The 7,777-nt window shown below is 68.8% G+C and carries 9 protein-coding genes, 2 tRNA genes and 2 pseudogenes; 11 read left to right on the top strand and 2 right to left on the bottom strand.

Annotated elements, in window-relative coordinates; genetic code table 11:
* From VFF46_RS10815 to VFF46_RS10830, 4 genes and pseudogenes are all read left to right on the top strand, one after another.
* A pseudogene (locus VFF46_RS10815) lies at window positions 1–222 on the top strand (hypothetical protein); the annotation flags it as partial.
* A complete protein-coding gene (locus tag VFF46_RS10820) occupies window positions 212–1,312 on the top strand; it encodes an LLM class flavin-dependent oxidoreductase (RefSeq protein WP_325036943.1) in 1,101 nt (366 codons plus the stop codon). The pseudogene VFF46_RS10815 and the gene VFF46_RS10820, both read left to right, overlap by 11 nt.
* A complete protein-coding gene (locus VFF46_RS10825) occupies window positions 1,309–2,085 on the top strand; it encodes a DUF1684 domain-containing protein (RefSeq protein WP_325036944.1) in 777 nt (258 codons plus the stop codon). Before VFF46_RS10820 ends, VFF46_RS10825 begins: the two co-directional genes overlap by 4 nt.
* Complete coding sequence (locus tag VFF46_RS10830) at window positions 2,082–3,125, top strand: LLM class flavin-dependent oxidoreductase (RefSeq protein WP_325036945.1); 1,044 nt, start codon at window positions 2,082–2,084, stop codon at window positions 3,123–3,125. The genes VFF46_RS10825 and VFF46_RS10830 overlap by 4 nt, the downstream gene beginning before the upstream one ends.
* Here VFF46_RS10830 and VFF46_RS10835 read toward each other — a convergent pair.
* Window positions 3,122–3,754 carry a DUF899 family protein gene (locus tag VFF46_RS10835; protein WP_325036946.1) on the bottom strand — a complete coding sequence of 211 codons (633 nt, stop codon included), beginning with the start codon at window positions 3,752–3,754 and terminating at the stop codon, window positions 3,122–3,124. The genes VFF46_RS10830 and VFF46_RS10835 overlap by 4 nt on opposite strands.
* Window positions 3,755–3,945: 191 nt before the next feature.
* Between VFF46_RS10835 and VFF46_RS10840 the strand changes: the two genes are divergently transcribed.
* The 3 genes from VFF46_RS10840 (at window position 3,946) to rpmG (ending at window position 4,377) form a co-directional block, all read left to right on the top strand.
* A tRNA-Thr gene (locus VFF46_RS10840) sits at window positions 3,946–4,018 on the top strand.
* Between the two features lie 50 nt (window positions 4,019–4,068).
* Window positions 4,069–4,142, top strand: a tRNA-Met gene (locus VFF46_RS10845).
* 67 nt (window positions 4,143–4,209) lie between these two features.
* Window positions 4,210–4,377, top strand: a complete 168-nt coding sequence (rpmG, locus tag VFF46_RS10850; protein WP_325036947.1) for a 50S ribosomal protein L33 — start codon at window positions 4,210–4,212, stop codon at window positions 4,375–4,377.
* Window positions 4,378–4,651: 274 nt separating this feature from the next.
* Here the strand turns inward: rpmG and VFF46_RS10855 are convergent, their stop codons facing one another.
* Entirely contained in the window at window positions 4,652–5,401 is a 750-nt protein-coding gene (locus VFF46_RS10855) for a (2Fe-2S)-binding protein (protein WP_325036948.1), read from the bottom strand.
* A 68-nt stretch (window positions 5,402–5,469) separates the two neighbouring features.
* Here VFF46_RS10855 and VFF46_RS10860 point away from each other — a divergent pair, with 68 nt between their 5' ends.
* From VFF46_RS10860 to VFF46_RS10875, 4 genes and pseudogenes are all read left to right on the top strand, one after another.
* Window positions 5,470–5,892 carry an FAS1-like dehydratase domain-containing protein gene (locus VFF46_RS10860; protein ID WP_325036949.1) on the top strand — a complete coding sequence of 141 codons (423 nt, stop codon included), beginning with the start codon at window positions 5,470–5,472 and terminating at the stop codon, window positions 5,890–5,892.
* Window positions 5,889–6,302, top strand: coding sequence for a MaoC/PaaZ C-terminal domain-containing protein (locus VFF46_RS10865; RefSeq protein ID WP_325036950.1), 414 nt, complete (start codon window positions 5,889–5,891; stop codon window positions 6,300–6,302). Before VFF46_RS10860 ends, VFF46_RS10865 begins: the two co-directional genes overlap by 4 nt.
* Window positions 6,299–7,324: a UDP-N-acetylmuramate dehydrogenase gene (locus tag VFF46_RS10870; protein ID WP_325036951.1), complete on the top strand. Its 1,026-nt coding sequence runs from the start codon at window positions 6,299–6,301 to the stop codon at window positions 7,322–7,324. The genes VFF46_RS10865 and VFF46_RS10870 overlap by 4 nt, the downstream gene beginning before the upstream one ends.
* 87 nt (window positions 7,325–7,411) lie before the next feature.
* Window positions 7,412–7,777 (top strand): annotated as a pseudogene (locus tag VFF46_RS10875) (hypothetical protein); the annotation flags it as partial.

Consider the following 7,777-nt stretch of genomic DNA (forward strand, 5'->3'; position numbering starts at 1 on the left):
CAGCTCAAGGCCGACTCCCGGTCCCGCGCGGTCCGCGCCGACGGTTCGGTGCACCCGGCCCTGTTCCTGCTCGGCCCCTCGGTGTCCGGCTCGGCTGGATCCTCCGGGTTCTCCCGGCCGCACTTCAACGGTCCCGGCTTCCGGCAGAACGACGCCGTCGCGCGGGACCTGCTCAGACTTCTCGCCCCCACCGTACGGAAGGAAGAACGCCATGCCAGTTGAGTTCCTGGGCATCGCCGGCACCAACCCGGCCAGCGAGGTCACGCCGCGAACCGGCGGTCCGCTGGACCTGGAGTACACCTCCAAGCTCGCCCGCGCCCACGAGGACAACGGATGGGACCGGATCCTGTTCGCCTACCACTCCGGATCACCCGATCCGGCACAGGTCGCCGCGTACGTCGCCGGGCGCACCGAGCGGATCAACCTGGTGGTCGCGCACCGGCCGAACGTCGCGTACCCGACACTGACCGCGAAAACGTTTGCGACCCTCGATCACCTCAGCAACGGGCGGTTCGAGGTGCACGTGATCACCGGCGGGTCGACCGCGGACCAGGCGGCCGAGGGCGACTATCTGGCGAAGGACGACCGGTACGGGCGGACCCGCGAGTTCATCCAGATCCTCAAACAGGCCTGGACCTCGGACGAGCGCTTCGACTTCGACGGAAACCACTACCGGTTCGAGCATTTCCTGGCCGACATCAAGCCGGTCCAGCAGCCGCGGCCGCGGATCTCCTTCGGTGGTTCGTCTCCTGCGGCGTACGCCGTAGGCGCGGCCGAGGCGGACATCTTCGCGCTCTGGGGCGAACCGCTGGCCGGGACCCGGGAACAGCTCGCGACCATCGACGCGGCAGCCGCCGCCGCGGGCAGGGCGGACCGGCCGACGATCCAGATCGCGTTCCGGCCGATCATCGCGCCGACCGAGGAACTCGCTTGGGAGAAGGCGGAAAACGTTATCGGCCGGATCAAGCAGGTACAGGCCGGTGGCGTTCCGGCGAGCACCAGGCTGCGCTCGAAGACCCCGGAAAACGCTGGATCGCAGCGGTTGCTGAAGGCGGTCGCGGCCGGTGAGCGGCACGACCGGGCGCTCTGGACCGCGCCGACCGGCCTGACCGGTGGCGGCGGAAACTCCACCGCACTCGTCGGAACGCCGGAAACAGTTGCCGCCGCCCTGCTCGACTACTACGACCTCGGAATCCGGATCTTCTCCGCCCGCGGGTACGACATCTACGACGACGCGATCGACTTCGGCCGGCACGTCATCCCGCTGGTCCGGTCCGAGGTCGCCCACCGCGAGCAGAGGAAAGCGTCATGACCGTTGTTTCCGACCTGGAGCAGGACTGGCACACCTGGCACGCCGCCCGCGAGCGCGACCTGGACACCGACTACGGCTGGCTGTCCATCGTCGCCTTCGACTGGCTGCCGCCGACACCGACCGCGATCGAGGGCCTGCCCGGCAAATGGTGGGCCGACCAACGGGCGTACGTGCAGGCCGCGGGCGAGCTCACACTGGCCGGCGACCCGGTCACGAAAACGGTTTCGGCGAGCGTTCCGGAAGCCGGTTCCCTGAGTTGGCTGCTGTACGGCGACCGGCTGGCGGAGCTGGTACTCCGGGGCGGCCGGTACGCCATCCGGCAACGGGATCCACGCGCGACGACGCGGCGGGACTTCGCGGGCGTACCGGCGTACCCGCTGGACGACTCCTGGGTCGTCACCGGGTACTTCAGCCCGTACTCCAAGGCGCAGCGGGTGGAGGTGTCGACGGCGCGGGACGACCTGCGGCAACACGTCACCGCCGTCGGCACGGTGCATGTCGCGCTCGGCGGTACGGCGTACGAGTTGGTCGCGACGTCGGCGGGTGGTGATCGGCTCAACGTGTCGTTCCACGACAGGACGAACGGTGAGGAGACCGCGCCCTGGCGGGTCGTCACGACCGGGCCGGTGCAGCCCGACGGCTCGGTGCGGATCGACTTCAACCGGACGATCAACCTGCCGTTCGCATTCACGGCGTACGGGACCTGCCCGGCTCCGGTGCCGGGTAACCGGCTCGCGCTCCCGGTGACCTCCGGCGAGAAGAAGGTCAGATGAAGTTCTGTACGTACACGCTGATCGACAACTCGCCCGACCCGATCAGCGGCGTACAGCTCTCGCCGGCCGCACGGTTCCAGCACGTGGTCCGGCAGGCGCAGTGGGCGGAGGAACTCGGGTTCGACGGGTACGGCGTGGGGGAGCGGCACGCGCAGCGGTTCATCTCCTCCTCGCCGCCGGTCGTGCTGGCGTACATCGCCGCCGTCACGTCGCGGATCCGGTTGCTGACCACGGTGACCGTGCTGTCGTTGCTGGACCCGGTCCGGGTGGCGGAGGACTATGCGACGCTGGACCAGCTGTCCGGCGGGCGGCTCGACATCATCATCGGAAAGGGCAACGACCCGGACCAGAACGCGCTGTTCGGGTACGAGCTCGACGGTCAGTGGGACCGCAATCGGGAGAAGTACGAGCTGCTTCGCCGGCTGCTGCGGGAGACCAGGGTCACGTGGTCGGGGCGCTACCGGCCGCCCTTGACCGACGCGACCACGCAGCCGCGGCCTTATCGGGCGGACGGAATCCCGTTGTGGCACGGGTCCGCGTCGTCCACCGAGTCGACCGAGCTGGCGGCCCGCTGGGGTGATCCGCTGTTTTCCGCAAACGGTTTCCATCCGCTGGCGAAGTACGCCGGGCTGATCCGGCACTACCGGGAACGCTGGGAGGCGTACGGGCGGGACCCGGCGGACGCGGTGGTCGGTGCCGGGTTCAACGGGCTGTATGTGAAGAAGACCTCGCAGCAGGCGATCGACGGGTACCGGCCGATCTTCGACGCGTTCATGAAGTCGCCGGGCGCCCGGCACAACCAGTTGCCGTTCCGGACGCTGGAGGAGTTCCTCGAGGGCGGGTCGGTGCTGGTCGGGTCGCCGGAACAGGTGATCGACAAGTTCGGAAAGTACCAGGAAAGTTTCCGCCACGAGCTTTCCGGGATTTCCTTGGAGGTCCCCGGACTCCCGGCGGACGAGAACCGAGAGTCCGTTGAGACCTTCGTCACGGAGGTGCTGCCGGTACTGCGCTCGGCGTACCCCAGCCGGGTCTGGGACTAGCCGTACGTCGGCTCCTGCGGCCAGCCTTCGGGGGAGTCCTCCCAGTCCTCCTGGCGGCCGTACGGAGCGAGGTCGCTGACGGTCGTACTGAACAGCAGCCGGTCGACGCCGCGCTGGCCGGTCGTGTACGTCCGGTAGACGGTGTCGCCGTCGCGGAAGAAGACGTTCAGCAGGAACCCGCCACCGGCGCCGCAGTCCGCGGAAAACGTCGTACCGGCGGAGGACGCGAACGGGATGTGCTCCCAGCCCATCTGCTTCCAGTACCCGGCCATCTGGGCGAGCGGCATGTCGGAAACCGTTGCCCAGGCGATGTCGTTGCCGGCCAGGCCGGGGAGGTTGGTGACGTTCTTGGTGAAGTACGTGCAGCCGGGGCAGAAATGGTCCGGGCCGGGGTTCATGAACTGGTAGAGCGCGAGCTGCCGGTGGTCGCCGAAGAGCTCCCGGAGGGTGACCGGCCCGTCCGGCCCGGCGAAGGTGTAGTCGCCGAACTCGACCATCGGCAGACGGCGCCGCTGGGCCGCGAGACGGTCCTCGGCGCGGGTGGCCTCCTTCTCGGCGATCAGCAGCTCGGCACGGGCCCGTTCCCACTCCGCGGCCGACACGACCGGGGGCATGGCTGTGGCTGACATGGCTGTTCCTTTCGTAGGTCCTGCCCTGATGACGAAGCGGCTCCGGGGTTCTCGACATCCGATCCGGAAAATGGTCGGGAGCACTGCCGCGGACCCGGTATGCTTTCCGGGACGGACTGAGGGGCCTGCAAGGCGCTCCTGACTCGATTTCACATCGGGCCGGGGGACCGTGTAATCTCTCTCCTCGGCCCGCCCCTTTAGCTCAGTCGGCAGAGCGTCTCCATGGTAAGGAGAAGGTCTACGGTTCGATTCCGTAAAGGGGCTCTGAGAACGGCATCTCACCTGGTTCGCCGGGTGGGGTGGCGGGCTCGCGCGGCGGGGTAGCTCAGGTGGTTAGAGCACACGGCTCATAATCGTGGTGTCGCGGGTTCGACTCCCGCCCCCGCTACCCACCAACGCAGTATCTCGAGAGTGCGATCACCTCAGTTGCGCACTCCTGACAAGAAGAGGCAGCAGTGGCCAAGTCAACCGACATCCGCCCGAAGATCACGCTGGCGTGCACGGTTTGCAAGGAGCGGAACTACATCACCAAGAAGAACCGGCGCAACGACCCGGATCGTCTTGAGCTGAAGAAGTACTGCGCCCGCTGCAACGACCACACGGACCACCGCGAAACCCGCTGACCCTCAGGAAAAGCAGGTTGTGGTCCATCACCGCGAGACCCGCTGACCGTCAGGAAAAGCAGGTTGTGGTCCCCCACCGCGAGACCCGCTGACCTTCAGGAAAAGCAGGTTGTGGTCTCCCACCGCGAAACCCGCCTGACCCTCAGCTCTTCCGAAGCCGCTCCGGACACCCGGAGCGGCTTCGTGCTGTCCCCGCGACAAGCAGTTGTGGGTCCCACCGCGAAACCCGCTCCGCGGGTCTTCCACAAGCCGCTCCGGGCGCCTGGGGGCGGCTTCAGTTGGTGGTGAGGATGGGGCGGCCGGACTCGTAGGCGGTGCGGCGGGTTTCGCGGGGGGTTAGGCAGCAGGAGCCGCAGAGGGTGCCGTTGGCGGCTTGGCTTGTGTAGTAGAGGCAGCAGGTGTTGCGGAGGTAGACGAGCTTCCCGGCCGCGACCTCCACGTCGCCGAGCCGCCCCAAGTCCCCCGGCGCCTTGGCCGCGAACGTCTGCCACCGCTCCAGCAGGTACGCCGGCTCCACCGTCACCTCCTCACGTGTCGCCGCGCAGAACCCCATCGCGCACCCGGCCGCGACTCCGCCGTACACCTGCCGCAACCCCGCCCGCGTCCGCCGGTGCAGCTCCTCGGACAATGGGAGCAGGTGCTGCCGCAGTACGACGTTGTACAGCGTCTCCAGCCCGCCCGGGAGGAAGTCGGCCGAGCGTACGGCGACCGCCGCGATCCCGTGCCCGTCGTGCGGGCGTACCCAGAGGTTCTGCGGGCGGATGTCGAGGACGTGCCCCTCCAGCGCCCACAGCAGCAGCGCGGCCGCCGGTGCGCGGCCGGCGTAGAACGACATCATGCTGAGCGCGTTCGCGTGCGCCGTACGGTGGGAACTGGCCTCGTCGTCGCGCTTGAGCAGCTCGGTCAGCTCCGGACCGCCGGGCTCCAGGATCCGGTCCACCCGCAGCCACTCGGAGCCCTCCGGCTCACCGATCTCCACCCGGTACCGAGGCGCGTACTTCGCCAGCGCCGCCACAGCCGTCACGTTCAGCCTTCCCTCGAATCGTGGGCGGCGGAAACCCGGACCACAGTCTGCCAGTAAGGTTTGCGGATATGACGATCGACGCCACGATGGTCGGCCGGAGCTACGCGGCCGCCGAGTCCTACCAGGTCGGCCGGGAGAAGATCCGGGAGTTCGCCGACGCGATCGGTGACGGTAACCCGGCGTACCGGGGTGATGACGCGATCGCGCCGCCGACCTTCGCGTTCGTGATCGGCAGCCGCGCGCTGGAGCAGCTGCTGAACGACGAGGAGCTCGGCCTGCGGCTGGACCGGATCGTGCACGGCGCGCAGAAGTTCAGCTACACCCGCCCGATCAAGGCCGGCGACGACATCGCCGCGACCGCCACCATCACCACCGTCCGCAAGGCCGGTGATGTCGAGGTGATCATGTACGAGACCGCCCTGACCACCGTCGACGGCGAGCCGATCGCCACGTCGACGTCCACGCTCTCGCACAACCGGGCGGACTCATGATCCAGGCTGGAACCGAACTGCCGCCGCTCACGGTCACGCTGCGGCGCGAGAACCTGGTCCGGTACGCCGGGGCCAGCGGCGACTTCAACCCGATCCACTGGAGCGACCGGATGGCCGCCGCGCTCGGGCTGCCCGGCGTGATCGCGCACGGGATGCTCACGATGGCGTCCGCCGTCCGGGTGGTCACGGACTGGATCGCGGATCCGGCCGACCTGGTCGAGTACGGCGTCCGGTTCACGAAGCCGGTCGTCGTACCGGATGACGACAAGGGTGCGACCGTGACGTTCTCCGCGAAGGTGGACAAGGTCACGAAGGTTGATCAAGGTGGCCTGGCCGAGATCGACATCACCGCGGTCGCGGGCGAGGAGAAGGTGCTCGGGCGCGCCCGCGCGGTCGTGCGGGTCCGGTGAACACTCACGTGCCCCTGGCCGGCTACACCACGCTGCGGATCGGCGGGCCGGCCGACAAGTTCGTCGAGGTCACGTCCGAGGAGGACCTGATCGCGGCGGTCCGGGACGCGGACGCCGCCGGGGAGCCGGTGCTGCTGCTGTCCGGCGGGAGCAACGTGGTGATCGGGGACGACGGGTTCAGCGGGACCGTGGTCAAGGTCGCGACCTCGGGCATCCGGGTCGACGCGGACGCCTGCTCCGGCGCGATGGTGCACGTCGCGGCCGGCGAGGACTGGGATCGCGTGGTCCAGCGGGCGATCGCGGAGGAGTGGAGCGGGCTCGAGTCGATGTCCGGGATCCCCGGGCTGGCCGGGTCGACGCCCGTACAGAACGTCGGCGCCTACGGGCACGAGGTCGCCGAGACGGTCGCGTCGGTGCGGGTCTGGGACCGGACTGACGGCAAGGTACGGACGATCTTCGCCGCGGACTGCGGGTTCGCGTACCGGAACTCCCGGTTCAAGGCGGACCCCTCGCGGTACGTCGTACTGGAGGTCGCGTTCCAGCTGAAGCTGGGCGACCTGTCGGCGCCGGTCGGGTACGCCGAGTTGGCGCGGGTGCTCGACGTCGAGCCCGGGTCGCGCGCGCCGATGACCGACGTACGGGAGGCCGTGCTCGGGCTGCGCCGCAGCAAGGGGATGGTGCTGGATCCGGCCGACCACGACACGTGGAGCGCGGGCTCGTTCTTCACCAACCCGATCCTCGACACCCCCGCCGAGGTCCCTGCCGGTGCGCCGCAGTGGCCGCAGCCCGACGGTCGCGTGAAGACCAGCGCCGCCTGGCTGATCGAACACGCCGGCGTCTCCAAGGGCTTTGCCATCGGCAACGCCGCCGTCTCCACCAAACACACCCTGGCCCTCACCAACCGCGGCCAGGCCAGCGCCAAAGAACTCCTCACCCTGGCGACCCACGTCCGCACCCAGGTCCAGCAGTCCTTCAACATCACCCTGGTCAACGAACCGGTCCTGGTGAACTGCTCGCTCTGAGCAGGCTCTGAAAAAGTTTTGCACGAGGGGCTTCCCAAGCTCGGGCGCGCTCGCTAATCTTTTGCGCAATCTGGTGGGAGGTGAGTTGTGAGGCGCAAAAGATTTTCTCGGCGGGAGGTTCTGGCCGGGGTCGGTGCGGGGCTGGCGGCCGCGGTGGTGCCGGGGTGTTCCGGTGCGGAGGGCGGGCGGTCGGGGGCTCTGCAGGTGTGGGGCGGCGTGCCGGCGGCGTCCGGTCCGGCTGATGTGGTGAAGGCGTTCCAGCAGAAGTTTCCGCAGTACAAAGTGGACTACACGCGGTTCGTGAACGACGATCGCGGCAACCTGAAGCTCGACACGGCGCTCCAGGGCGGCGTCGACATCGACGTCTACTTCACCTACACGCAGGGCGCGATGGCGCTGCGGGCCGGGTCCGGGCTGGCGGCGGACCTGACCGACCGGGTCAAGGCTGACCCG

The sequence above is a fragment of the Kribbella sp. genome (assembly GCF_035655035.1).
Taxonomy (GTDB): Bacteria; Actinomycetota; Actinomycetes; order Propionibacteriales; family Kribbellaceae; genus Kribbella.